The organism is Pseudomonas sp. ADAK2 TE3594 (assembly GCF_053628675.1).
Map to the genome: position 1 here is coordinate 1,429,615 of NZ_JBRJGV010000001.1, position 24,163 is coordinate 1,453,777.

The 24,163-nt window shown below is 57.9% G+C and carries 24 protein-coding genes; 11 read left to right on the plus strand and 13 right to left on the minus strand.

The genetic code is table 11. From position 1 onward, the window contains the following. Positions 1–184 precede the first annotated feature (184 nt). Positions 185–1,576, plus strand: coding sequence for a hypothetical protein (locus tag AB7M22_RS06565; protein ID WP_454185629.1), 1,392 nt, complete (start codon positions 185–187; stop codon positions 1,574–1,576). Positions 1,577–2,383: 807 nt separating this feature from the next. On the opposite strand, the gene AB7M22_RS06570 is transcribed toward AB7M22_RS06565, so the two are convergent. Then, on the minus strand, positions 2,384–2,599 hold the full coding sequence (locus AB7M22_RS06570; RefSeq protein WP_454185630.1) for a hypothetical protein: 216 nt from the start codon (positions 2,597–2,599) through the stop codon (positions 2,384–2,386). A gap of 292 nt (positions 2,600–2,891) precedes the next feature. Further along, positions 2,892–3,254 carry a DUF6124 family protein gene (locus tag AB7M22_RS06575; RefSeq protein ID WP_429543946.1) on the minus strand — a complete coding sequence of 121 codons (363 nt, stop codon included), beginning with the start codon at positions 3,252–3,254 and terminating at the stop codon, positions 2,892–2,894. A 603-nt stretch (positions 3,255–3,857) separates the two neighbouring features. Between AB7M22_RS06575 and AB7M22_RS06580 the strand changes: the two genes are divergently transcribed. Together AB7M22_RS06580 and AB7M22_RS06585 are read left to right on the plus strand one after the other, a co-directional pair. Further along, positions 3,858–4,313, plus strand: a complete 456-nt coding sequence (locus AB7M22_RS06580; protein WP_454185631.1) for a type VI secretion system amidase immunity protein Tai4 — start codon at positions 3,858–3,860, stop codon at positions 4,311–4,313. Positions 4,314–4,468: 155 nt separating this feature from the next. After that, positions 4,469–4,666 carry a hypothetical protein gene (locus tag AB7M22_RS06585; protein ID WP_454185632.1) on the plus strand — a complete coding sequence of 66 codons (198 nt, stop codon included), beginning with the start codon at positions 4,469–4,471 and terminating at the stop codon, positions 4,664–4,666. 132 nt (positions 4,667–4,798) lie between these two features. Here the strand turns inward: AB7M22_RS06585 and AB7M22_RS06590 are convergent, their stop codons facing one another. From AB7M22_RS06590 to AB7M22_RS06620, 7 genes are all read right to left on the minus strand, one after another. Beyond that, the gene (locus tag AB7M22_RS06590) at positions 4,799–5,590 is read right to left on the minus strand and encodes a transporter substrate-binding domain-containing protein (protein ID WP_454185633.1); all 792 of its coding nucleotides are present in this window, start codon (positions 5,588–5,590) and stop codon (positions 4,799–4,801) included. A 154-nt stretch (positions 5,591–5,744) separates the two neighbouring features. Further along, the gene (locus AB7M22_RS06595) at positions 5,745–6,086 is read right to left on the minus strand and encodes a hypothetical protein (RefSeq protein WP_454185634.1); all 342 of its coding nucleotides are present in this window, start codon (positions 6,084–6,086) and stop codon (positions 5,745–5,747) included. Between the two features lie 148 nt (positions 6,087–6,234). Then, entirely contained in the window at positions 6,235–7,158 is a 924-nt protein-coding gene (gene copD / locus AB7M22_RS06600; protein WP_454185635.1) for a copper homeostasis membrane protein CopD, read from the minus strand. Positions 7,159–7,161: 3 nt separating this feature from the next. Next, complete coding sequence (copC, locus tag AB7M22_RS06605) at positions 7,162–7,545, minus strand: copper homeostasis periplasmic binding protein CopC (RefSeq protein WP_008007147.1); 384 nt, start codon at positions 7,543–7,545, stop codon at positions 7,162–7,164. Positions 7,546–7,600: 55 nt separating this feature from the next. Then, a complete protein-coding gene (locus AB7M22_RS06610; protein WP_454185636.1) occupies positions 7,601–8,491 on the minus strand; it encodes a copper resistance protein B in 891 nt (296 codons plus the stop codon). Between the two features lie 10 nt (positions 8,492–8,501). Continuing rightward, positions 8,502–10,295 carry a copper resistance system multicopper oxidase gene (locus AB7M22_RS06615; protein WP_454185637.1) on the minus strand — a complete coding sequence of 598 codons (1,794 nt, stop codon included), beginning with the start codon at positions 10,293–10,295 and terminating at the stop codon, positions 8,502–8,504. A 146-nt stretch (positions 10,296–10,441) separates the two neighbouring features. Continuing rightward, complete coding sequence (locus AB7M22_RS06620; RefSeq protein WP_008007153.1) at positions 10,442–11,131, minus strand: murein L,D-transpeptidase catalytic domain family protein; 690 nt, start codon at positions 11,129–11,131, stop codon at positions 10,442–10,444. Positions 11,132–11,212: 81 nt separating this feature from the next. Between AB7M22_RS06620 and AB7M22_RS06625 the strand changes: the two genes are divergently transcribed. Next, the gene (locus AB7M22_RS06625) at positions 11,213–12,964 is read left to right on the plus strand and encodes a L,D-transpeptidase family protein (RefSeq protein WP_454185638.1); all 1,752 of its coding nucleotides are present in this window, start codon (positions 11,213–11,215) and stop codon (positions 12,962–12,964) included. Here AB7M22_RS06625 and AB7M22_RS06630 read toward each other — a convergent pair. Further along, positions 12,961–13,443 (minus strand): hypothetical protein, encoded by a 483-nt coding sequence (locus AB7M22_RS06630; protein ID WP_454185639.1) that lies wholly within the window; start codon positions 13,441–13,443, stop codon positions 12,961–12,963. The two genes, AB7M22_RS06625 and AB7M22_RS06630, sit on opposite strands and share 4 nt — an antisense overlap. Before the next feature lie 144 nt (positions 13,444–13,587). Between AB7M22_RS06630 and AB7M22_RS06635 the strand changes: the two genes are divergently transcribed. Then, positions 13,588–14,253: a ribonuclease T2 gene (locus AB7M22_RS06635; RefSeq protein WP_454185640.1), complete on the plus strand. Its 666-nt coding sequence runs from the start codon at positions 13,588–13,590 to the stop codon at positions 14,251–14,253. A gap of 125 nt (positions 14,254–14,378) precedes the next feature. Here the strand turns inward: AB7M22_RS06635 and AB7M22_RS06640 are convergent, their stop codons facing one another. Beyond that, complete coding sequence (locus tag AB7M22_RS06640; RefSeq protein ID WP_454185641.1) at positions 14,379–14,984, minus strand: HAD family hydrolase; 606 nt, start codon at positions 14,982–14,984, stop codon at positions 14,379–14,381. A 268-nt stretch (positions 14,985–15,252) separates the two neighbouring features. Here AB7M22_RS06640 and AB7M22_RS06645 point away from each other — a divergent pair, with 268 nt between their 5' ends. From AB7M22_RS06645 to AB7M22_RS06665, 5 genes are all read left to right on the plus strand, one after another. Continuing rightward, entirely contained in the window at positions 15,253–16,824 is a 1,572-nt protein-coding gene (locus AB7M22_RS06645) for a sensor domain-containing diguanylate cyclase (RefSeq protein WP_454185642.1), read from the plus strand. Positions 16,825–16,948: 124 nt separating this feature from the next. After that, a complete protein-coding gene (locus tag AB7M22_RS06650; RefSeq protein ID WP_454185643.1) occupies positions 16,949–17,134 on the plus strand; it encodes a hypothetical protein in 186 nt (61 codons plus the stop codon). Between the two features lie 60 nt (positions 17,135–17,194). Then, positions 17,195–19,765 (plus strand): bifunctional diguanylate cyclase/phosphodiesterase, encoded by a 2,571-nt coding sequence (locus AB7M22_RS06655; RefSeq protein ID WP_454185644.1) that lies wholly within the window; start codon positions 17,195–17,197, stop codon positions 19,763–19,765. 99 nt (positions 19,766–19,864) lie between these two features. Then, a complete protein-coding gene (gene xth / locus AB7M22_RS06660; protein ID WP_454185645.1) occupies positions 19,865–20,659 on the plus strand; it encodes an exodeoxyribonuclease III in 795 nt (264 codons plus the stop codon). A 113-nt stretch (positions 20,660–20,772) separates the two neighbouring features. Continuing rightward, complete coding sequence (locus tag AB7M22_RS06665) at positions 20,773–21,612, plus strand: arylamine N-acetyltransferase family protein (RefSeq protein ID WP_454185646.1); 840 nt, start codon at positions 20,773–20,775, stop codon at positions 21,610–21,612. A 74-nt stretch (positions 21,613–21,686) separates the two neighbouring features. On the opposite strand, the gene AB7M22_RS06670 is transcribed toward AB7M22_RS06665, so the two are convergent. Both AB7M22_RS06670 and AB7M22_RS06675 read right to left on the minus strand, forming a co-directional pair. After that, the gene (locus AB7M22_RS06670; protein ID WP_008007177.1) at positions 21,687–22,031 is read right to left on the minus strand and encodes a BrnA antitoxin family protein; all 345 of its coding nucleotides are present in this window, start codon (positions 22,029–22,031) and stop codon (positions 21,687–21,689) included. A 3-nt stretch (positions 22,032–22,034) separates the two neighbouring features. Further along, positions 22,035–22,316, minus strand: coding sequence for a BrnT family toxin (locus tag AB7M22_RS06675; RefSeq protein ID WP_454185647.1), 282 nt, complete (start codon positions 22,314–22,316; stop codon positions 22,035–22,037). A gap of 255 nt (positions 22,317–22,571) precedes the next feature. On the opposite strand from AB7M22_RS06675, the gene AB7M22_RS06680 reads away from it, so the two are divergent. Further along, the gene (locus AB7M22_RS06680; protein WP_454185648.1) at positions 22,572–24,089 is read left to right on the plus strand and encodes a nucleobase:cation symporter-2 family protein; all 1,518 of its coding nucleotides are present in this window, start codon (positions 22,572–22,574) and stop codon (positions 24,087–24,089) included. Positions 24,090–24,163: the final 74 nt, after the last annotated feature.

A 24,163-nucleotide genomic window follows, 5' to 3' on the forward strand; every position in this document is an offset into this window, starting at 1 on the left:
GACATTGGCGGGATGCGATAAGCCCGAAATTTCAGCCGCGGCACTAGAGTCGCGAGGGGGGGCGCAAGAGTCTGCGAGCTCAACCGGGCCGGTACGGATACTTAGCGCATTGCCCCCTCCGGGAACAAGCACGACAGAGGCGGACCGAGAGGGACGTCTTGCAATTAAACGCGGTGCAGACTATGTGCCCATCGATGAAGATCCTAAGGCTCTTTTCGACCGCCTGGAACGTGACATGTCGCAAAGGCGGCAAGCAGGTTGGAAGATTGTCGAATCGATGCTTGCGCCTCAAAAGCTGCAGGTCGATGGCATGACCATCGACGTGCCGCTGTGGCACACGTGGTATGAGGGCGCGTCTGAGAACGCTGAAGTCAATTCGGTCATCGATTTGTATGTCGACAATCTCAAAAAATGTCGTGAGAGTAGCTGTGGCGATCGTGAGACGAAGATCGCTGAGCGGACGTTGGTCGAGTATTCCACGAAGGATCTGGGCGAAAGCCTCACTCGTGCGAACATGAATCAGACATTGTTACAGCTGAAGAACCTTGAGGAGCCTGATCCAACTGGAAAGCGGGCGCATCTCGGGCAAGGCATCACAATGTTCAGCCCGAGCTTCGTTGAGCACTTACTAACGCAGGCGCGTGGTATTGAGGGCTGTGCATTGCGCAGAGAGACTGCGGACACACCACCCCGCACAGCATCACAGTTTTCCTACTGCTTCGACGAGTTTCCTCGAAGCGCAGTAATGGTCAAGACGCAATGGTCATCGATTGACGATGGTAGCGAGGACCGGGCTTTCGACACCTCGGGGCCGGCGCTTGAGCGTCAGCTGGGTTCGCTGAACGGAAAATGGAATCCCGGTAAGTCGGCGGCACGTTCGACCAGCACGATGTACTCGGTAAAAACCAATGACGGGGGTACCTACGGCCTCAACGCAATCCATTTTTCCACCAAGGACACGCGCGAATGGATCTGGGTGACGTTGTGGTGGGATCCTCAGCCCAACAATGACTTCGGCGCGGATCGTCCGGCATCTATCAACGGATATAACCAAGGGGTCTGGCGAAACTACAAGATGTGTGTGACCAGTGCCTTCAACGAGATGGATCCCGCTCCGTGGAAAAGCTACGAGAAAGACTATCCGTCTCTCGCGGCATCAATCAAAGGGAGCTTTAACGCAATGTCGTCGGCGGCGAAAGCGAGTTCACCGCCTTTTGATAAGGTCACCAGTTGGTGTAGTAATCCTTACGTAGAACGGCAAATCAACAACGACAAGACAAACTGCATTGGCTGTCACCAATACTCAATTACATGGTCGGAGGCCCCCAGCATCTCGCCTGCTCGTAAAGTGGATTTCGCAGACACCATTTGGCTCCTTCCTGATAGACCTCAGCCGCCGATTCCCGAGAAAAGCCGAGCCGACTACGCGAAGCATTTCCCTCAGCTGGGTCGATCGCGAATCCGCAACAACTTCCCGGCAGACTTCGCATGGTCGACGGACCTCGAGTTCCCGGAACAAATTACGAACGCCCGTAAAGAGCACCACTTTGAATGGGATGCCAAGGAGAGTGATTAATATGCTTTCGTACGTCGCTGATATCGTCCCTTTGTTTCGAGAAAAAGATCTCGGTTGTATGGATAAGAGGCATTGGCCCTTGGCCGATGCGGTATTTATGTGTGATCCGACCGGCAGTGCGGTGTACGCCGACCATTGGCATGCACGGTATACATTCTCCAGGCTTTCCAGCACTGACCCTTCCGATCGGATGCCGAAGGGAGGACCTTCTTGGAGCGAAGAAAGCCTGCTCAAATTTCAGCAGTGGATGGACGATGGATTCCATCCATAGTCCATGAGCGTCCTCAGAGGTTCAGATCAGCGGTTAGTTGAGCCGCGGGTAGCACCTCGCCGCAGCGAAGGTTCCAGCCGACGTCCCTGCCTCCGGGCCTTCGGCCCTCCGGCAGGGCCGCGGCTGACGCTCACTTCGTGAGCTGGACATCCAAAAGCTGCGCTTTCGGCCGCCCGTTAGCTTAATCGTTTGCGTCCGTTTTTGGCCGCTTTCAGCCGGTCGCGACAGGCTGAAATCGGCCGATTCTGTTGAAAAAGTCGGTTTTCTCAAACTGCTCGAAAACTGATGGGGTAAAACACATCTTTTGCACGCTGCTACGTAAAATCCGAGTCTGGAAGCCTCTGCTGAAAGCAAGGAATTCAATCTCAGACGCGTACTTTTCTGTCGTGAGAACCAAGCTGGACTTTTTCAACAGAATCGGCCGATAGCTGCCTGTGGCGCGTCGCCAGACTGGCCCCTGAGACTCTGGTAATGATAGAACCATCAGCTGAATTCACCTCGACATGACTGTCGCCGGGCTTTTTGTGTGCAATCGGTTAACCGATGTCCAATTTCTTCAATCGAGCCAGGCCTTGTTTGATATGGCCGGCGTTTTCACCCATGGTCCACAGTGCTCCACGGACATTTCCCCCCACTTCCTGCGCCCCTTGCTCCTCAACCAGGAGGGTCAACTCCATAATAGCCGCCTGCAGAGCCTGCTGATTTTCGTACAGCCTTTCCAGTACATCCGACAGTGAATAATCACCAGGCATGACGTCGACTCCTTTCAATAAAAGCACAAGCATAGTACCGGCTGTGCCCATGTCAGGCAGTAATTGCAGCTTGCTTAGAAATTGCTACAAAGCGAAGAAGTCGCAGCGGATTAGCCTGTCTGGCTGGGGCGTTGGGGGAGTGCTACGCCCAATCCATCATTGGGGCGGCGGAAACGCGACGGGAAAGCGGCGCGGGTGTCTGTCCCCATCTTTTTCCAAATTTAGGCGACAGCAGAGTGGTGTTCTGTGGCGCGAGGGGCTCACACCTCCCCACGCCGATTTGCAACATTGATTACTTAGATGGCTCGACGTTATCCAGCGCCTGGTTCACCGCCAGCTCACCCAGCATGACCACTTGCGCGATGCCCAGCAGGGTTTTGCGGTGTGTTCCTTCCAGCAGCGCAGCAAAATCACCGAGCATAACCGTAGCCGATCCCAGCGTCTCGCTGGCGTTGGCCAGCAGCGATTCGGTGTCGGACTTTGGATTGGCGAAAAACATCGTATTGGGTTGGTATGGTGTAGCCATGATTTGAGCGGCCGGTTTGAGATAGTAGTCGAGGGCGCGTTCGGCGGCTTCGTTGAGCTTTTTGGAATCAAGCGATTCGTAGGGGGATGCCGGATCTGTGATCGGCGGATTGGGTGTTGGTTTGAACATAGATAAAACTCCTCATGCCATAAATAAAGGAGCCATCCAACCTCGCTACCAAACGATGGGTGGCGGCCATGCGCAGGTTGGTAGACCGGGACATGAGGAAGCCGGCGCACCCGAAGGTGCCCTGTGCATGACCACCATAAAGCCGAGACGAAAAACGCCGCGATGGTGATGCTGTGCAAATCTCATGTACGGGCTACCAAACCCGATCGCTGTTTTTCAGCGACGGGGAAACGATAAAGCCCGGACCTTAAGCGCACAAGCCGGTCGATTCTGGCGTAGTCGTAGGCAACGACGCAAGGCGTTGTAGCCTTTGTGAAGTAACCGCGAGTGTCTTTAAACACCCCATTTAAACGAGCGAGTTTCTTCGAAGAAAACAAGGAAATATCTGACGTCTTTTTATGGTTAGCCGTCGTGAATGTGGCGTTTATGTACCGAATAAGCTGCAGGACGTTATCGCATCAGCTCCGTGACGGAGCTGCTAGACACCCTTCCGCGCAACACACCTTTATGACTCCGTCATTCGGGTCTATGTCACCTCAAGCATGAAGGATTAAACTGCTGCAGATTTTCTGCTTCCTAAACTCAAGGATGAAGTTTGTCTTGATGAAGTATTTGACTGCGGTCTTGGTACTGGCTTGGGCTGCCGCGCCTTCCAACAGTTGGTCCAGGGATGATCCGACCAACTCCCCACAGGCAGGCGGGCGCACCTACGCGCAAAATTACAAGGATATGGTGCTGGCAGACTGCATCGCTACAGCCTACAAGAGCGAACCTAAAGCCGCCCAGGACGCCGGAAGCAGTGCCAGTGCGCTTATGGACTGGACCTATTTCGATCTGGAGCAAGCACCTCAAGCCGGTAGACCTCTGGTTGACCAGTTTCTGGCGCGTGATTATCACAATCCACTGGTCGAATCAGAGCGCCAAGGCGTTCGCTTTGAGCTGCTCAAATGCCTGGACCTGTATCACAGCAAAGAGTTGGACAGCCAGGTTAAACAATTGGTCATCAATCCCCAGCATACTTATCGTCAGGACAACCCGCCGCGCCCCCAAAAGGAGTGACCCTGCACTGCGATTGACGATGAGCAGCCGTAACGGTGATGGCTGCTGAACCAACGCTGTCACTCAGCAATGTTTCATCAAGTTTGACGGGCTTGCGGCATAGGATGATGACCTAAGGTCGTGTTGCCATGCTTCTAGCCCAAGGGAACTGAAAAATGATCCTGAACCTCTTCAAAGTCGTGCTGATCGCCGGTGCTTTGCTCTTGAGCGCCTGTTCGGGTGTGAGCACCAGTACGTGCTTCTCAGAAGACTGCCAACAGTTTGATGGCCATAGCCCCAACAAGGTGAACTTTGGTGGGAGCGCTATCGGTAACAGCTTTAATGAGTACAGCTCAGGCTTGCTGCACGATTAAAGGTGACGCAACGGCTGAAATGCTTCCGCCGTTGCGTGATCTATCTGATGCACCGCGGGGTTCTGATTTTGCGACTGCTGCGCAGCCGGACGCAGGCTTCGCCAGTTGCTACATGGAATGGGTCGCGGCGGGTTATTTGGTCTCTGGCACCGCTATCCACTGACCCAGAATTTTCTGGTAATTCCCCGTCACTTTGGCCAGATGCAGCCACTGATCGACATACAACTTCCAGCTGATGTCGTCACGCGGCAGCAGGTAGGCTTTCTCGCCGTACTGCATATATTGCGTCGGGTTAACCGCGCACAAACCCGGTTTGAGTTTCTGTTGATACAGCGCTTCCGAAGCATCGGTAATCATCACGTCAGCCTTCTTGTCCAGCAACTCCTGGAAGATGGTCACGTTGTCGTGAAGCTTCAATTGCGCCTTGGGCAGGAAGGCGTGGACGAAGGCTTCGTTGGTGCCGCCGGCCGGTTCGACCAGGCGAACCGAAGGTTGGTTGATTTGTTCGATGGTCTGGTATTGCGCCTGGTTTTCGCAGCGCACCAGTGGGATTTTGCCGTCGACATCCAGCGTGGTGCTGAAGAAGGCTTTTTTCTGACGTTCCAGGGTGACGGAGATGCCGCCGACGCCGATGTCGCATTTGCCTGCGAGCATGTCGGGCATCAGGGTTTTCCAGGTGGTCTGGACCCACTCAACCTTCACGCCCAGGCTGTCGGCCAACGAGCGGGCCATGGCGATGTCGATCCCCGAGTATTCGCCGTCTTCACCTTTGAAGGTATAGGGTTTGTAGTCGCCTGTGGTGCAAACGCGCAGTTGGCCTTGTTGCAGGACGGTGTCGAGATGGGAAGGGGTTTGCTCTGCCTGAACGCCGCTGGCTAGCGCGAGCAGGCCACAGAACATCATGGTGCTTTTTATGGTTTTCATTGTTATCGGGCTTTTGTGATGGAGTGGGGTTCAAGCGGGAGTCAGTGTAGTTAAAGCGCTTCTCGACTGTCATCCATTGTCCCAATATCACGCTCACTCCAGCGCATGATACGTGTCAGGCAAGGCCCGACACGTATCCCTTCACATTAGTTGTTTATCCACAAGCCACGGACTTCGAACTCTTAAGATGCGCTTCAATCGAGTTGTTAGCAGAGTGGACTCTTACTCCCTTGAGTTTATCGAGTGGCGGCTCTTTCCAAAGTTTTGATGCGTCGATGGGAAGGATGACCTGTATAGCAGCCCCTTGGGGCGGATCAGCAACAAAATCGAAGTCTTGAATGCCGTCTGGTGGGAACTGAATGTAAATCCGCGGCTCCAGTCTCGGGTTTGTCCATCCACCAGAATTCACCAGGCCAATTGCCGATATGTGTAGCTGCGGTGGGTTTGATTTAAGTAATTTTAAGTCGACATCCACCACTTTCATTACTTCAGCCATTTTCGATCTCCTTTCGATAATTGCGCCGCATTTTCACCTTGGCGCTTGGGTGTTGAACCCTATGGCTTTAAATCTGGTGGTTAGACGCTAGTAAAGGACTCTCACGCTGTCCACTGACTGCTTGGCCGGTCATCGGATGCTTCATTCCCTACAGAGCGTCCATCTGCGGACTCAACGTCCCCAACCAGGCCACCAACCCCACAATCACCACCGCAGCCGCTAATTCCACCACCACGCTACGCCGCAACGCATTAGCGGCGACGGCGTATTGCCCGTCCCGCAACGATCGCTCCAATAACGGCCCAAGGTGAAACCGGTTCAACGCGGCAAGCACGAGCATCCCGGCAAACAGCACCACTTTGATAAACAGCAAAACCCCGTAAGTACTGAGAAACACCTCATCCAGCTTCGGCCCAACGATGAACAGATAATTCACAACCCCCGTCACCGTGATGAGCACCACGATGACCGCGCCAATCACCTCAAATCGGTTAACAGCACGGGCCAACAACTTGATGCGCGCTTCGGTTTGCAGCGCATTAATCTTCGCCATCAACGCAAACGCCACCAACGCACCCAGCCATGCCCCCGCCGCCAGTAAGTGCAGAATATCCACCACGAAATGCCAATAACGACGACTGCCTTCATCCATCGCCCCGTGCCCGCTCCAGGCCAGGCTGGCGAGGGCGACACCGCCAGCGAAAGCCGCGATCAGCAAACTGAAACCAGGCGCACGGAGCATCACCGCTGAACCAGCAATCACCAGCGCAACGATGCGAACCACCCAGGCGAGCCCCACGTCCGTTTCAAGCACCATCATCTCGATGTGCGGACGCAGCTCGGCGAAGTCCGATTCCCCGCTCATGGCGCTCACCATCATCACCATGCTGGCGACGGACAGCAGCGCACCCAGCACTGCCGTCCCCGCCAACATCGACCGAAACGACAACACCGCTCCAGACAGCCGTTCCTGCCCTTTAAGGCTATACAAGCCAAAAAGCGCCACCCCGAACAACAGCATCAAATCCACATACAACGCAAAGCGCAGGGCAACGCTGACCGAGTCGCTCATCAATCACTTCACTTTGAACGTAACGTTGCCGGTGATCGGGTGAGTGTCCGAAGACACGGCGCGCCATTCAACTTTGTAGCTGCCGGTGGGCAATGGCGAGAGCGGGGTGATGACCATGGTTTTCGGGTCGCTGCCGCCGGAAACTTTGGCCTTCATCGGCATGGGCGAATGGGCCATGCCGGGCATTGCGGTCATGACCAGTTTGGCGCCGGAGAATTGGGTCATGAGGTTTTCCGAGAAGTGCAGTTCGATGTTGCTCGGTGCTGTGCCGTCCGCGCCTTCTGCCGGGGTGGAGGAGAGCAGTTTCGGGTGGGCTTGAGCCAGTGCGCTCATGAGCAGCCCGGTTGAAAGTGCGATGGCAACAGCGGTGGTTTTGATTGTGCGCATGCAAGGCCTCTTACCGCTTTAAGCGGTTGGTTTTTAGGTTTTTGAGTTAAAGCGTTTAGAACCACAACCGAACGCCGAGCACGAGGCGGGCTTCGCTGCGGTCCTCGCCTTTGTCCTTGGCGTAGTCGGCGGTTTTGCCGTAGGTGCGGTTCCAGGTCACCCCGATGTAAGGCGCGAATTCCCGGCGGATTTCATAGCGCAGCCGCAGGCCGGCTTCGGTGTTGGACAGCCCGGAGCCGATGCCCCGTTGCGGGTCGTTTTTGCCGTAGACGTTGAGCTCGGCGGTCGGCTGCAAAATCAGTCGGTTGGTGAGCAGAATGTCGTAGTCACCTTCCAGCCGTGCGGCGGTCTGGCCACCTTCGCCGATGAAGGCGGTGGCCTCGGTTTCGAAGTTGTACAGGGCCATGCCTTGCACGCCGAACGCGGCCCAGGTTTGCGGATCGCCGGGTTTGAAATCCTGGCGCACGCCGGTCACCACGTCCCACCAGGGGGAGATGGCGTGGCCCCAGAGAGCCTGGACTTCCGCGTCTTCGGTTTTGCCATTGACGCGCTCACCTTCGGAGCGCAGCCACAGGCGATCGATGTCGCCGCCGATCCAGCCGGACAGATCCCAGGCCAACGCGCTGCCGTCGTCGGCGTCCTGCCATTCGAGCTTGTCGGCGAGGAAGTAATAGTTGAGCGCGGTGTCATGCACATTGTGGCCGGTGGGGCTGGCGTACACGGCGGCGCGGTCGGCGTCGGTCAATGCCGGGATCGGCGTGCGGCTTTGGGTTGGCGCGGCGGGCTGCATCTGGCCGTCGTCCATGCTCTGCATTTGGCTGTGATCCATGCCCTGCATCTGGCTATGATCCATGCCCTGCATGTCGTCGGTGGCGGCCATGGCCGAAGAAACCGTGAAGCCAGCGAGTGCCAAAGCGAGGCGGGTAGAGCGATTCAGTCTGGTCATGGGTAGCGCCTCATTCTTCCACGCGAACTTCACGGAACATGCCCATTTCCATGTGGTACAGGAGATGGCAGTGATAGGCCCAGCGGCCGAGCGCATCGGCGGTGACCCGATAGCTGCGCCTTGAGCCGGGCGGCATGTCGATGGTGTGTTTGCGCACCATGAACTGGCCGTTTTCGTCTTCGAGGTCGCTCCACATGCCGTGCAAATGAATGGGGTGAGTCATCATCGTGTCGTTCACCAGCACCACACGAATTCGCTCGCCGTACTTGAGGCGCAGCGGTTCGGCGTCGGAGAACTTCACGCCGTTGAACGACCAGGCGAATTTCTCCATGTGGCCAGTCAGGTGCAACTCGATGGTGCGACCGGGCTCGCGGCCGTCCGGGTCTTCGAAGGTGCTGCGCAGGTCGGAGTAAGTCAGTACGCGACGACCGTTGTCGCGCAGGCCAAGGCCCGGGTCGTCGAGTTTCGGCGAGGTGCTCATGGCTTGCATGTCCACCAACGGGTTGTCTTTTTCCGTGTCGGGATGGGATTGCATGCCGGCCATGGCGCCCATGGCCATGCTGCTGTGATCCATTCCGGCCATGCTGTCCATGCCCTGCATGTCACCGCCGTCCATGCCCGACATGCCTGGCATGGCGCTGTGATCCATACCCGCCATGTCGCCACCCATGCTGCCGTGATCCATCCCGCCCATGCCCATGTCATCCATGGTCACCAGCGGTCGCGGATCCAGCGGAGGAACCGGCGCCGATAACCCGGCCTTCGCCGCAAGGGTGCCTCGCGCATAACCCGTTCGATCCATCGACTGCGCGAACAGGGTGTAGGCGTCCTGGGTCGGCTCGACGATCACATCGAACGTCTCCGCCACTGCGATGCGGAACTCGTCGACGCTCACCGGTTTGACGTGCAGGCCATCTGCGGCGACCACGGTCATTTTCAAACCCGGAATACGCACGTCGAAGTACGTCATGGCGGAGCCGTTGATAAAACGCAGACGCAGCTTTTCGCCGGGACGGAATACCCCAGTCCAATTCATGTTCGGTGCCTGGCCGTTCATCAAGTAGGTGTAAGTGGCGCCGCTGACGTCGGCCAGATCGGTGGGGTTCATCTTCATCTCGGCCCACATCTTGCGATCGGCAACTGTCGAGCCCCAGCCTTTCTCGCTGACGTCGTGGATGAAATCGCCCACGGTGCGCTTGTGGTAGTTGTAGTAATCGGACTGCTTTTTCAGCGTCTTCATCAGGCCGACGGCGTCTTCGTCGGTCCAGTCGGTGAGCATCACTACATAGTCGCGGTCGTACTGGAAAGGCTCCGGTTCCTTGGCGTCGATCACCAATGGCCCGTAAACCCCGGACTGTTCCTGGAGGCCGGAATGGCTGTGATACCAGTAAGTGCCGTTCTGCCGGACCTTGAACTGGTAGACGTACATCCCGTCCGGCTCGATGCCGTGAAAGCTTAACCCCGGTACTCCGTCCATGTTGGCGGGCAGCAAGATGCCGTGCCAGTGAATCGAGGTGCTGTCCTTGAGTTTGTTCTTCACTCGCAGCGTGACCGTGTCGCCTTCACGCCAGCGCAGCAGGGGGCCGGGAATGCCGCCGTTGATGGTCATCGCTGTTCGAGGGTTGCCGGTGATGTTGACCGGGGTTTCGCCGATGAACAGGTCGAAGTCGGTACCGGCCAGCACGTTCGGTTCGCCGGGGCTGGTGACCGCCCAGACCGGCGTGCGCCACAGCCCGAGGCCAGCAAGAACCCCGCCTGCGGCAAGGCCCTTCACGAAGGTGCGTCTTGAGGTGTTGGAATGCATGCCGTTTTATCCCGTCCGTCAGCCTGATGAAGCCCTCAAATCCATCCTGAGCGGAGGGAGGAGAACTTAATGAGGTGGAGGCTAACGGGCGGCGCCTTTCAGCAGGCTGAGGCCAAGATTACAGTTTTGACAGTTTCACGCTGTATTCAGTGACTTCTGTTCGCCACGGTGGCGTTACCGCAATTGATATACGAAGAAGACTTCAACCAGCGCTGATCCGGATAGTAAGAAAACAACAGCTGCCCATCCTTCATCGAGTCGATCAGTTGATGTGCAATCGCAGGCCTCACCGCCGGGCAACCCAGGCTTCTGCCGATCCGGCCATTCGCTCGCGCCAGATCAGGGCTGACATAGGGCGCGCCATGAATAACGATCGCCCGCTCGAAGGCATTGTCGTTGAAACCCGGCTCCAGACCTTCCATGCGCAACGAATAACCGTTCTGCCCGACATAGCTGGACTGGGTGCGGTACAACCCGAGGCTGGTGGCGTAACTGGCATTCTGATTGGAGAACTGGCGGGCCATGTTTTCGCCGCTGTTGCGACCGTGGGCGACCAGTTCGTGGAACAACAACTTGCGTTTCTTAAGGTCGAATACCCAAAGACGTTGTTCGGTGGAGGGCAGGGAGTAATCGATGACTGCTAGCCTTTGAGCCGGGACCGCGCCTTGGGACCGGCTGCATTGGGAGGCGCGCACGGCCAGGGTAATTACCTTGGCGTTGGCATTGGGGGCCGCTTTGATCAGCGCGGCTTCAAGCGAATCGGCGTAGGCTGCCGGTAAGGTAAAAGCGGTCAGCAACAGGGCCGTCATTAAAAAGCCGAAGCGGTCTAGGGCCATATGCAAGTCTCATCTGATTGTTTCGAGTCTAGCAGCGCGCACGACGCTAGCCGGTTGAAAACGGGAGATTAAGGATTATCCATGGGGCAGTTAACAAGGTTATTCGTCATAAGCCGCATATTTTTTATGGGCTTTCTGATAAGCGGCATGGCGATGGCGGAAACTTCGCCGATTGAGCCGCCATCTCCCGTTAGCGTCGTCGCGGATGCCGCGCCTGGGGATTATGTCGCCCAGGCGATTCAGGCGGCGTTGGCGCCATTGAGTTCGGCGTTTCCCCCGTTGCTCACGTCACCGGGCCATCAACGGGTCGACGTCAATCGAGCGGTGATGGACTTTTACAGCCATCGTGGCTATCGCGCCGCCTGGACGGACGATGACGATGTCGTCCAGTTATTGAAAAGCCTGAGCGACACCGTGGTTGATGGCCTGGACCCCGAGGATTTTCGAATTGCCGAACTGGTCACGGCCAGAAACTCGATGCAGAAAACAGCGCCAACCCCCGGGCAACGGGCGGCTTTTGATATCTCGGCGACCCAGACGTTCATCACGGCGCTGCTGCAGTTGCGGCGCGGCAAGGTCGACCCTTCGCGGCTGGACATCCATTGGAATTTCGACCCGGTGGGCATCGACCCCCGGGAGGACGTCAACCTGTTCTTCGCCGCCCTCGACAGTCATGACGTCGCGCGCGCGTTCGCCCAAGCGCCGCCACAAGAAGCGATTTATGGCACGTTGCGACAGGGCCTGGCGCAACTGCGCAGGGTTCGCGACAGTGGTGGCTGGCCAAAGGTCCCGGGAGGGCAGACCCTCAGGCCGGGTATGGACGACGCCTCGGTTGCGCAGTTGCGCGCCCGTTTGGTGGCGGGTGGTTATCTGACCGCGAAAATGAACGCGCGCTCCGACTACGACGACACTGTCATGGCGGCGGTGAAGAAGTATCAGGCCGAGCAATACCTCGGGGCGGATGGTGTGGCGGGGCCGGCGACACTCGCGGCGCTGAACGTGCCGGTCGAGGCGCGAATCGACCAGGTCCGCGTGAACATGGAGCGGGCGCGGTGGCTGCTGTACAAACTTCAGGGCACCTTTGTCATTGTCGACATCGCCGGGTACAAGGTTTCGTTCTATCGCGATGGCAAGCTGGTATGGCGCTCCCGGGTGCAGGTGGGTAAACCGTATCGCAGCACGCCGATTTTTCAATCGGAGATCACCTACGTCACGTTCAACCCGACCTGGACGGTGCCACCGACCATTCTGGTCAAGGATATGCTGCCGAAGATTCGCAACAATCCTGGCTATCTCGATGCAAACCGGATTCGCGTGATCGATCGAGAAGGCAACGTGCTCGACCCGTTGACCGTCGACTGGGACAACCCGCGCGGCCTTACGTTGCGTCAGGATGCAGGGTCGGATAACTCGCTGGGGCAGGTGGTCATTCGCTTTCCCAATGACTATGCGATTTACCTGCACGACACACCGCATCGCGAGTTGTTTGCGCAATCCAATCGCGCGACCAGTTCCGGCTGTATTCGGGTAGAAAACCCGCTGCAATTGGTGGAGCTGTTGTTCAACGACCCGGTTCGTTGGGGCAGCGAAGGGATTCAAAAGCAGTTAGCCAACGGCAAGACGGAGAACATCAGGCTCCCCGTGAAAGTGCCGGTGCTGCTGGCCTATTGGACGGTGGACCTGAGTCTTGATGGGCGAGTGACGTTCAAACCCGATGTGTATGGGTACGATAACCCGGTGTTGCGGGCGCTTAATCTGCCTTCGGAACGGCCAACGCTGGACGGGAGGCGAGCGGCGCCTCCCTCGATGGCGGTGGGGCAGAACGAGCTTTAAAGCCCCAGCCCTTCTTGCACCGCCAGAAGCAGGTTGTGTTCCGTCAGTGCGATCGCATCCAGTTGTTGTCCGGACTGTTCGATCGCCTGAAGCCACCAATGCGTCTCGCCGTGTTCGTCCACGGTTCGCAAGAGGGCGAGTTCCTTGTCTGTCGAGTGGATTTCGACTCGCCCGGCACCGTCGGTGGTGAAGCGGGCGACAGGGTCGAAGGTGATGCTGTGGTGGTTACCGTCGATCAGCAGTTGGTCGATGGCGTAGTCGTAGGTCGCACCGTCCGGGGCGCTCTCGAACACGTGCGTGGAGTTGCGTCGCAGCTTCAGGCCCACTTCGATCAGTGGCTGCAGCCAGGCTTCAATCTGGTGATACAGCTCATAGACCTGGGCGGGCCAGCTGTCGATGGCCTGATCGGCGATGGTCGCGTCGGCACTGGTTTGCCGGGATTGTTTCAGCTTCTCGGCGAGCTCGTCTGCTTTACTCATTTCGATTTCCTGTCGTGATGTCAGTTAATCGTAGCTCCTTCAAGGTCATGCGGTTTTGCCTTGCGTCATGCGATTGAAACACCCGCGTGACAAAACCATTCTTCGGCCCTTTACGGCCAAATCAATCATCCCAAGGAGTGGGTAATGAAGAAATTTTACGCAATCGTCGCGTTGATCGCGCTGACCTTCGGCAACATCGGCCTGAGCAGCGCCCGCGAAACCCAGAGCAGTAAAGTCCAGGCGGAATCGGTCGCGGGGGTGTTCGATTACTACCTGCTGACGCTCTCCTGGTCGCCGACCTTCTGCCTGACTCACAAAGACGATGCGCAATGCTCCGGTAAAGGCTACGGCTTCGTGCTTCACGGTCTCTGGCCGCAATACGCCAAGGGCGGCTGGCCGGAGTCCTGCCCGCCGAGGGTGACCTTGTCGCCGGCGGAAAACGCCAAGGGCCTGACCTTGTTCCCGACCCAGAAGCTGCTCGATCACGAATGGGCCAAGCACGGTACGTGCAGCGGTCTCGGCGCCATGGGTTACCTGGACGCGTCCGACAAGGCGCTCGGTGCGGTCAAGATCCCGCAGAAGCTGCAACCGTTCAGCAGCTCGTATTATTTCGAAGCCCAGGAAATCGCGCAGATGTTTCGCCAAAGCAACCCCGGGATTCCGGCCAATGGCATTGCCGTGATTTGTAATGGCCCAGAGTTGTCGGAAGTGCGGGTGTGCTTGGGCAAGGACCTGGGGTTTGGCGTGTGCGGAACGGGTGTAAAGACACAGTGCCGGGCAGGGGATATTCGGGTTCCGCCTTCGCGGTGATGGATTGACTGTTGCAGACCAGTAGGAGCCAGGCTTGCCGGCGAAGGCGTCCTTAAGAGCGCCTTCGCCGGCAAGCCTGGCTCCTACGAAAATCGGTTTACGCAACGGAATGTAGCCGTTCAGTGTTATCTCGCCGACTGTACGGGCAACCCAAGCGCCACCAGTTCCTCGCGCAATTGTTCCGCGCTGAAGAACTGAACCGCATGAAATCCCTCCCGGCGTGCTCCTGCAATATTCGGCGCATGATCATCGACGAACACCGCGCGGCGGCTATCAACGCCAAACCGCGATAGCAGCAACTGAAAAATCTCCGGCGAAGGCTTGATTATCCCCTCGGCACCCGACACCAGAATGCCTTCGAATCGCTGCAAGAACTCAAAGCGCTCTAGGGCAATCGGAAAGGTTTCGGCAGACCAGTTGGTCAGCGCCAATAACCGCACGCCTTTGGCATGCAGTTCATCGAGGATGTTCACCGTTTCTTCTATGGCACCATCGAGCATTTCTTCCCAGCGCTCGCGGTAGGCGCGAATCAATACCTCCTGGGACGGATGTCGGGCGATGGCTTCCTCAATCGCCTCCTGCCAGGTTCTGCCTTGGTCCTGTTGTTCGTTCCAGGCGGTGTGGCAGACCTCAGACAGGAATGTTTCCATGGCCTCCAGGTCTTCACCGAACAACTTTCGGTAAAGGTTTCTGGGGTTCCAGCGGATAAGGACATTGCCGAGATCGAACACAACGGTGTCAATGGCGGCAGGGTAGTGTGCAGCGCTCATGTTTTTCCTCCTTGGGTAAACGGCCGGGGCATGCACGGCAGCCGATATCGAAGCGTTCGACAGGCTCCTGAGGTTTTTCATCCTAGCAGAGACGGTTTTCGTATTTCACTCGTCGGGAAGTCGATCTCTGTCGGTCAGGCGCATTTACCCCGCGCAACCCCGTAGACTAAGCTCACAAAAATAAGGGTTTTGGGCCGCTGCCCATGCCTTACCCTTTCAGGACTCGCTTTTGCCTATCCCCATTCCCGATCCGCACCACGCGCCCGGTGGTGCCTTGAAGCGGCTGCCCCTGCTCAAAGCCGCGGTGCTGTTTATTGCGGCGGTGTGCCTGTGCCTCTGTGGGCTGCTTTACCTGCAACTGGAGCAGTCGCGTCGGCATAACCTGGCGTTGGCCGAGGTGTCTTCGTCGAACCTGACCCGGGCCATGGCGCAGCAGGCTGAAGACACGTTCATGAAAGCCGATCTGGTGCTGACCAGTCTGGTGGACTGGATTCAGGCTGAGGGTTTCGACGCTGCCCAGACGCCACGCTTGCAGAAAACCTTCGCGCGGCGGGTGCAAACGTTGCATCAATTGCATGGGATATTTCTGTTCGACAAGCAGGGGCAATGGGTTGTGACGTCGTTCGAAAACCTGCCCCGTGGCCCAGGTGTGGCGGACCGCGAATACTTCAGGTTTCACCAGCAAAACGCGTCGTCCCTGGCTCACATCGGCCCGGCGATTCGCAGTCGGGAAAATGGCGAGTGGATCATTCCGGTGTCCAGGCGGGTAAACGACCCGGACGGCAATTTCCAGGGTGTGTTGCTGGCCGGGATCAAGATGTCGTACTTCGATCAGTTCTTCAAAAGCTTCAGCCTCGATAACAACGGCGCGATGTTTTTGGCGTTGACCGATGGAACACTGCTGGCGCGACGGCCGTTTGTGGAGTCGCAGATCGGCACGTCATTGGCTCAGGGCGAGATTTTTCAAACACTCTTGCCCAGTGCGACATCGGGCAACGCCATGATCGGCTCGGTGGTGGATGGCATCGTCCGGTTGTATGGCTATCGTCAGCTCGATGCCTATCCAGTGGTGGTCGCGGCGGCATCTTCCGAAGACGCGATTTTCAAGGACTGGCACGACACAGCGATTCAATCCAGCGTGATCGTCGCTCTGGTCGTCTTCGGCGTGGGATTGTTCGGTTGGGTGTTCGTTCATCAGGTGCGCGCGGGCGAGCGCATCGAAGCGGATTTGCGCGAGGCGCAGAAAACCCTGGAATTGATCGCCACCCACGACAGCCTGACCGGGTTGGCCAACCGTCGATTGTTCGAACGGGCGCTGGAGATCGAGTTCGGGCGCGGGGCCCGGCGGTCGAGTCCGCTGAGCCTGATCATGCTCGATATCGATTATTTCAAGCGCTATAACGACACCTACGGTCATGTGGCGGGGGACCATTGCCTGGCCGAAGTGGCGCGGGCACTGAAGAGTTGCTGTCACCGCAATGCCGATCTGGCGGTGCGCTACGGCGGTGAAGAGTTTGCGGTCTTGCTGCCGGACACCGACATCCATGGTGCGCTGACGATCGCTGAGCAGATCCGCCGCAGCGTCATCGACAAAAACATCATCCACAGCGGCTCACCCACGGGCTACGTGACGGTCAGCCTTGGCTGTTATTCGTTTGTGCCGACAGGGCACGACAGTACCGAAATGTTGATCAAGCGCGCGGATGCGGCGTTGTACCAGGCCAAGCATTCGGGGCGAAATCGTTCGGCGGTGTTGTCCATGGAAGGCGGCGTCGAAGCGCTGATGCGCTCGGACCGCTGAAATTTTCCTGCGAATAAACCGCTTTTCGTAGGAGCCAGGCTTGCCGGCGAAGGCGTTCTCAAGGACGCCTTCGCCGGCAAGCCTGGCTCCTACAGGTCCGATATTGGTGTCATGGATTGCTTTTATGCGTCGAACTGCCCGTCCCACCGCCAGCGCCACCGGTGCCACCACCGGCAGACCCCGTACCGCCTCCAGCACCCGAGCCGGAACCGCTGGCCCCGCCATCGGTGCCCGTGCCGCTGACTTGCGTTATTCAGGGGCGGTGACCGGGCAGGGCTGCTATGGTCAGTGGAGAGCCTGGCTGTCATGACGACAGACCAGACCCCGCCGGTCTCACCCGATAAGGCGATCGATTGACAGGAACAAGTGCATGGATTTGACTGCCATTACCACCGCTGCACCTGCGCGTCATACACCGATTACCCGCAACCTGATGTTCGTCATCGGCCTGCTGTTTGTCGTTGGGGTACTGATTGCACTGATCGCCTTATTCAGCATTGCCGCACGGCTCGATGCTCAGGATCTGAGCAAAACCACGTTCTACACGCAACGAGCACTTGAGAACCGCATCACCGCCTCGAAAAACTACATCGCCAGCTACGCCAACTGGACGACCGCCTACGACCATCTGAACGACAAGGTCGATGAGCAGTGGGCCTATGTCGAGCAGAACATGGGTAAAACCTTGTTCACCATCGATCACTACGATGGCGTTTTCGTGGTTGATCCTCAGCGAACCAAATACGCCGTAGTGCGCGGGCTTCAGGTGCAAGGCGAGGCGATGACCTATCTGTCGACCTCGATGGCGCCCCTCATCGAGGCGATCCAGAGCCAGGAAAGCCTGATCAGCCCTGTCAGTCGGTACACCTTGTTCGAGGGCAAACCGGCGCTGCTGACGGCCGCCGCGATCGTGCCCAATGACGAACGCCCGGCAGTCGATCCCAAAAGCACTTCGGTGCTGATCTACGTCGATCAGTTGACCCCTGAAAAGCTCAGCGCCTTGAGCGCCGATTACGGTTTGCATGACTTGAACCTGACACCCGACGACGCCATCGCACCCGGTCAGCCGGCCGTTGCCCTCGCCGGCACCGGTTACAGCGTGGTTTCCCGGCTTGAGCTGCCAGGGCATCAATTGCTCTGGTCGTTGCTGCCGCCACTGGGTGGAGCGCTGCTGATTCTGGCGTTGTTGACGGCGTACTTCTTTCGATATGTCCTGCGCACGTCCGGGCATGTGGATGCCAGTTACACCAGCCTCGATTTGTCGAATCAGGCGCTGGAGGCCAGTGAAGAACGTTTTCGTGCGGTGGCCGAAGCGGCGTCCGACTGGATCTGGGAAATCGACGACCAGCATTGCCTCACTTATCTGTCGGGGCGCTTCGGCACCGTCACCGGATTCTCCGATCAGCAATGGCTGGGGCAGAACATCGGGCAACTGCTCAGCTGCGATACAACGCCCTTGTCGCTGTGGCTGAACAAACTCGATGAAGAGCAAGCCGTCAGCCACTTGCGCTGTTCCTACCGTGATCAATCGGGGCAACAACGGGTGTGTCGGGTGTCGGCGCGACCGATTCAGCGCAAGGGCGCGCTATTGGGTTTTCGCGGGACGGCCAGCGACATCACTGATGAAGTCGCCGCCCATGCGCAGATCCAGCATCTGTCGATGCACGACGCGCTGACTGGCTTGCCGAATCGCAACAAACTGGCGCGCTACCTCGAAGACGCGCTGGCACTCAAAGAGCAGTCGGCGGCGTTGACGCTGTTGATGATCGACCTGGATAACTTCAAGCCGATCAACGATTCCCTCGGCCACCCGGCCGGCGATGCGGTATTGCTGGAAGTGGCGATCCGTTTGCGCGAGTGCACGCGGGACATCGATCTGGTTGCCCGATTGGGTGGCGACGAGTTCGTGCTCGTGCTCCACGGCATGGACAGCCACGCGGAAATCGACCGTTTTTGCGAGCGCTTGCTCGACAGTCTGCATCAACCGATTCATTACGATCACCACACGCTGCACATCGGCGCGAGCATCGGTATCGCCCTGAGTCGGCGCCAGGGGCATCTTCCGGAGGAGCTGATTCGCTGTGCCGATATCGCGTTGTATCAGGCCAAGTCCAATGGCAAGAAGACCTGGTGCTACTTTGCGCCGCACATGAACGATCAGATCCAGCACCGCCGACAACTGGAAAGCGACCTGCGTCAGGCGATCAAGAACAACGAATTCGTGATGCATTACCAGCCGCGTTATCACGTCGATGGCAAACAGATCGTCTCGGTCGAAGCGCTGCTGCGCTGGCAGCATCCGGTGCAAGGCTTGTTGAACCCCGACGCGTTTATTCCATTGGCCGAGCAGACCGATCTGATCGTGCCATTAGGGCGCTGGGTGTTGCGCGAGGCGTGCGAGACGGCCTTGACCTGGCCCGGTGCGATGATGGTCTCGGTCAACCTGTCGCCGGTGCAATTTGCCCGTAGCGATGTGATCGAGGATGTACGGGAGGCGTTGATCCAGAGCCGCTTGCCTGCCAGTCGACTGGAACTGGAGATCACTGAAAACGTGATGCTCATCGACGTCGATGGCGCCCTGGCGACCATGAATGCGCTCAAGGAGTTGGGCGTACGGCTGAACATGGACGACTTCGGCACCGGTTATTCTTCGCTGGGTTATCTGCGTACGTATCCGTTCGACGGGATCAAAATCGACAAGCGCTTCATTGCGTCCATGAGCAACGGCAGCAATGATCGCGCCGTGGTGCAGGCGATCATCAACCTGGGCAAGGCCATGGGCCTGACTGTCACCGCAGAGGGCGTCGAGACGCTGGAACAACTGGACTTCCTGATCTCCGACCAATGCCATGAAGTGCAGGGGTTTTACCTCAGTCGGCCGGTGGACAGGCATGCGCTGCTGCCGTTGCTCAAGGCATCATGGGACGATCACCCGCTGTAAGCTCGCGCCTTTAGTCGCCTGTTTCGCTCACCGCGGCAACTGCCGTGGCGCACCCCGGTCACAACTGGATACCGCCCCATCCGTTGCGAGCGTCGGATCATGAAGAACCTGAAAATCGCCACCTTCAACGTCAACGGCATGCGCGCCCGCTTGCCGAATCTACTGGCTTGGCTTGCGCGGGAGCAGCCAGACATCGTCTGTTTGCAAGAACTCAAATCGGTAGACGGCGCATTCCCCGTCGCCGAACTGGAGGCGGCCGGGTATGGCGCCGTCTGGCACGGCCAGGTGTCATGGAATGGGGTGGCGATTCTGGCGCGCGATGCGCAGCCGTTGGAGAGCCGGCGCGGTTTGCCGGGTGATGACAGCGATACCCATAGCCGCTACGTGGAAGCTGCCGTGCACGGGGTTCTGGTGGGTTGTCTGTACCTGCCCAATGGCAACCCGCAGCCAGGGCCGAAGTTCGATTACAAACTGGCGTGGTTCGAGCGGCTGATCTCGCACGCCAAGGACCTCCAGAGCAGCGACCATCCGGTGGTGCTGGCCGGCGATTACAACGTGGTACCCACCGATCTGGACATCTACAACCCGCGCTCCTGGCTCAAGGATGCGCTGCTGCAACCCGAGAGTCGCGCGTGTTTTCAGCGGTTGCTGGATCAGGGGTGGACCGATTCCCTGCGTCATCTGTATCCAGAGGAGCGGATCTACACCTTCTGGGATTATTTCCGGCAGCACTGGCAGAAAAACTCGGGGTTGCGCATCGATCATCTGTTGCTCAACCCGGCACTGAGCCCTTACCTGCAAGAGGCGGGCGTCGATGCCTGGGTTCGCAACGAACCTCATGCCAGCGATCATGCGCCGACGTGGATTCGATTGGGTTCGTGCAAGCGGCGATAGGCTTGGCGTGTGCGGCGATTGGCTAAATCAATTGTCAGTCCGACCGCGTTATCCCTTATACATGGCGCCCATCAGCGGAGCGATCCGCGGACCTCTGCATAAAGGATTGAGCGATGAGTGAGACACGACTGACTAATCTTGCGCTGTACCTGCAACGCCTGGGTTTCGATGCGCCCCCGGCGCCGACCCTGGAAACCCTGCGCCAACTGCAACTGCGCCACACCGGTGCCTTCCCGTTTGAAAACCTCACCACGTTATTGGGCGAACCGGTGCTCATCGATCTGCCGTCCATCGAGCAGAAAGTCCTGCACGACGGTCGCGGTGGTTACTGCTACGAACTCAACAACCTGTTCCTGGCCTTGCTTCAGACATTGGGTTTCGACGCACGTGGGATCACCGGTCGCGTGGTCATGGGTCAGCCCGAAGGTGCATGGACGGCCCGAACGCACCGCTTGAGTCTGGTAACCCTCGACGGCGTGCGCTACATCACTGACGTCGGCTTCGGCGGCATGGTGCCCACCGCACCGCTGATGCTGGATACCGAAGCCGAGCAGTTCACCCCTCACGAACCCTATCGCATCGAACCGCACGCCGACGGCTATACCCTGCGTGCCAACGTCGGCGGTGAATGGCGGGCGATATACATCTTCGATCTGCAACGTCAGGAAGACATCGATTACACCCTCGGCAACTGGTACGTCTCGACCCATCCCGAATCGTCCTTCGTGAAACAACTGATGGTGGCGCGGACGGGGGAGGGATGGCGACGCACATTGATTAACGGCAGCTTTACCATTCATCGCATGGGCAGCGACAGCGAACGGCGGCAGGTGGCGGATGTGGATGAGTTGATCGGGTTACTGGAAAGTGAATTCGGGATTCGAGTGCCAGCGCAGGAAGTGTTGAAGCGGGTGCTGGAGCGGTTGATTGAGCCTGTGTCGCTGGCAAATTAAGCTCCACGCAAAGGGGCGAATTTGATCAATTCGCCCCTTTTTCTTTTGCTCGACCAGGCATGGGTGTTTTGTGCCTAGGAACGAACTTCAAGCTCCATCACGTGATGGATTTCGCTGAGGGCTTCTGACAATTTTTTCTCCAGGCTTTTCAGCTCGGAGGCGGTGATGCCTTTTTTCAAATGCCCGACATTTACACCGGCAGTGTTCTGATCGGGCTTCGCCGCTTTGCCTTTATCGCTTAACAATGCCTGGCGCAAGGTGTTGTTGATCACCGTCTGATAGCCATACCCCTCGCTTTCTGCCAGCGCGCGCGCGGTCTCTATGACGACATCATCGAGCATGATGGTGATTCGGGTCTTGCCCTTGCTGGAGGCAATCGCTCCACGCTTGGCGTTGCTGAAGTCGTATTCATCTTTCATCGGTCAAGCCTCCATAGAGTGGCGACGCTCGTTTTTGGTGGCGATGCGCGCGGAAATGAGTCGCTCGAAATTCGGGTCGCGGTAGGTGTAAGCAACGACCAGCAAGCGACCTTTGGCATCCAGCCCCATGATGATCCAGCGTTGCTCATCGTGGTGGTTGTCCTGAAACGTAAGGGCTCGTTCGTCATAAAACACAGGTTCTGTCTCGGCGAGGCTGACACCTTGATGCTTCAGTTTGTTGGCCGCGTTCTTTGCCTTGTGATACTGAATTTCGAATGGCTTCATTATGCATACTTTATATGTATAAGCGAGAGGCGGCCGTGCCGGCGGTCGCTTGGAAAGCAAAAGATTAGCGATGGGGGAGGGAAAGGGGAGGGAGGATGTATTTCAAGAGTTTTTTAGGCTGGGGGCACTACGGATAAAGGGCAGCGTGAACATCTGTCCATAATCTGACTGGTTGGTTGTATACAACTCTATAGACATTTGTTCTGACTATTGAATACAGTGTGCGCACAACAAAAACCAGGGAACCCCCCAACCATGAAAACGCCCCATGTTTCACAACAACGGCCTGAGGATGAGAATCTCGGGATCGGCGCGAATATGGCTTACGGCCTGCAACACGTTCTGACCATGTATGGCGGTATCGTCGCGGTGCCTTTGATCATCGGCCAGGCGGCCGGGCTTTCGCCGGCGGACATCGGATTGTTGATTGCCGCTTCATTGTTTGCAGGGGGGTTGGCGACGTTGCTGCAAACCCTGGGTTTGCCGTTTTTCGGTTGTCAGTTGCCGCTGGTACAGGGCGTGTCGTTCTCCGGCGTTGCGACCATGGTGGCGATTGTCAGCAGTGGTGGGGAGGGTGGCTTTCAGTCGATTCTCGGGGCGGTGATTGCCGCGTCGCTGATCGGCTTGCTGATCACGCCGGTGTTCTCACGAATCACCAAGTTCTTTCCGCCGCTGGTGACGGGCATTGTGATCACCACTATCGGCCTGACGCTGATGCCGGTGGCCGCACGCTGGGCCATGGGCGGCAACAGTCATGCCCCAGACTTCGGCAGCATGGCAAACATCGGCCTGGCGGCGGTGACGCTGGTACTGGTGCTGCTACTCAGCAAGATCGGCAGTGCGACCATCTCCCGTTTATCGATCCTGCTGGCCATGGTTATCGGCACGGTGATCGCCGTGTTCCTCGGCATGGCGGATTTCTCGTCCGTCACCCAAGGCCCGATGTTCGGCTTCCCGGCACCGTTCCATTTCGGCATGCCGACCTTCCACTTCGCCGCGATCCTGTCGATGTGCATTGTGATCATGGTGACCCTGGTAGAAACGTCGGCCGATATCCTGGCCGTCGGTGAAATCATCGGCACCAAAGTCGACTCCAAACGCCTGGGCAACGGCCTGCGCGCCGACATGCTGTCGAGCATGATCGCGCCGATCTTCGGTTCTTTCACCCAGAGCGCCTTCGCCCAGAACGTCGGGCTGGTGGCGGTGACCGGGATCAAGAGCCGTTTCGTGGTGGCCACCGGCGGTGTGTTCCTGGTGGTGCTCGGATTGCTGCCGTTCATGGGGCGGGTCATCGCCGCCGTGCCGACCTCCGTCCTCGGCGGTGCCGGCATCGTGCTGTTCGGCACTGTCGCCGCCAGTGGCATTCGGACGCTGTCCAAGGTCGACTACCGCAACAACGTCAACCTGATCATCGTCGCCACCTCCATCGGTTTCGGCATGATCCCCATCGCTGCACCGAACTTCTACGACCACTTCCCTAGCTGGTTCGCGACGATCTTCCACTCGGGCATCAGCTCTTCGGCGATCATGGCCATTGTGCTGAACCTGACGTTCAACCACCTCACCGCCGGCAACTCGGATCAACAATCGGTATTTGCGGCCGGTACCGAGCGAGTCTTGCGTTATCAGGATCTGGCGGCATTGCGGGAAGGGGATTACTTCAGCGAAGGCAAGCTGCGTGACTGCGACGGGAATGAGATTCCGGTGGTGGAGGCAGAGCATGGGCATGCCGAGCCGCGGGCGGCGCATGCGAAAAGCGGTGAGCATGTTTGAGTGGGGGTGACCGATCCAGATGTCAGTCAGGTTGACACTCGCTCCACTCATGATTGAGAATTGAATTCGAGGTC